The 1,624-nt window shown below is 65.4% G+C and carries 1 protein-coding gene; it reads right to left on the reverse strand.

The annotated features are described in order from the left end of the window. Positions 1-181 precede the first annotated feature (181 nt). Entirely contained in the window at positions 182-1,537 is a 1,356-nt protein-coding gene (locus tag THIARS_RS17920) for an IS1182 family transposase (RefSeq protein ID WP_094159249.1), read from the reverse strand. Positions 1,538-1,624: the final 87 nt, after the last annotated feature.

The raw sequence follows: 1,624 nt of genomic DNA on the forward strand, positions 1-1,624 counted from the left end.
CCTAGGAGACCGTCGGACTTAAGCCCGAGGGGCGGGTGGCGGCGGCGAGCGGCGCGGTTTTTGCGTGACCCGGCACGCCGCCAGCGTCTTCATCACTTGCACAGGCTCCTGGGCGGCCCGTTGGGGCGCGTAGCAGGTCGTGCGGTGGGGCGTGATCTGGGCGCACTTCCCCCTTTGCTCGTCACCTGGCGCGCAGCACATGCATGCGCTTGATGTTCCAGGCCATGGTCACGAGGTTCCACTCGCCTTGCGCCTTGTGCAGTCCGCGCATGCTCATCTGACGCCAGCCCATGACGTGCTTGATGATGCCGAACACGGGCTCGACGGTCTGCTTGCGCAGTTTGTACAGCGCCCGGCCTGCCTGTGTGGACAGGCGGTGGGCCATGTTGGCGACCGGCTCCGCAGTTCGCGGCGCGTCGGGGTCGGGCCCAAACCGTTCGGCCAGTGGCACGTGATGCGACTCGCGCTTCATCGCCAGCAGCGGCTCGATTCCCGCCTGCACGCAGGCGACCACGTTCGCCTGGCTGCAAAAGCCGTTGTCGGCGACCAGGGTCTGCACGGTGCCCAGCGCCTCGGGCAACGCCGCTATCTGCTCCAGCGTGGGCACCACTTCGCGCTTGTCATTGCAGGACTGCGTGACGTGCGCGGTGACCACCATCATCGTCTCGATGTCCACGCCGGCTTGGGCGTTGTAGCTCTGCTCGAAGCCGCCGCCGGACACCGGCATGATGCGCGACTCCTCGTCCGTCAGGTTGACCTGGTCGCCGTCCTGGGGACCGGCCTGGGGCGGCTCGGGATCCCGCCCGCGCGGCTTCTTGCCAGCCTCGCGCTGGGCGCGGCGCTTGGCCTCTTTGGCCTCAAACTCCTGCTGCTCCGCCTTGAATCGTTCGGCGGCGCGTTGCGCAATCTTGGCCTTGGCCTGCGCGATGGCGCGCAGACGGTCCTCGCGGCGGGCAATCTCGGCGGGCACATCCATGCCATCGGGCGCGCTGGATCCATCATCCTTCTCCGCCCGCGCCAACAGGTCCTGGACTTCCTGGCGCAACTGCGCCTCGATCTTGTTGGCATGACCCCACGACAGCGCCTTGTGCTTGCTCGCGTTGGCTCCAATCTTGGTGCCGTCCAGCGCAATGTGACCGAGCTTGAGTAACTTCATCTCGCGCGCCAGCACCAGCACCTGCACGAACAGCGCCTCGATCTCCTTCAGAAAGCGCCGACGGAACGTCGCCAGCGTGTCGTGATCGGGATGCGTATTGGCCGCCACAAAGCGGAACGCCACCGAGTCGTAGGTCGCGCGTTCGATCTTGCGGCTCGAATGCACCCCGTTGGCATACCCGTAGATCAGCAGCCCCAGCAGCACCGCAGGGTGATGCGCGGCAGAGCCACGGCCCGCGTACTGCTTGACCAGATCGTCCAGATCAAGCCGATCAATCACTTCGACCACAAAGCGCGCAAGGTGATCACTGGGCAACCACTCGTCCACCGAAGGCGGCAGAAGGTAGGCCGTGTCTCGATCAACACAAACAAAGCGGCTCATCGCGAGGAACTCCTCAATGCACTGTCGCCATTGTCTCGGATTGATCCATCAGGCGTAAGCCTGGAAAGTCCGACAGCCTCCTAGGCC

It is taken from the genome of Thiomonas delicata (assembly GCF_900088825.1).
Taxonomy (GTDB): domain Bacteria; phylum Pseudomonadota; class Gammaproteobacteria; order Burkholderiales; family Burkholderiaceae_C; genus Thiomonas_A; species Thiomonas_A delicata.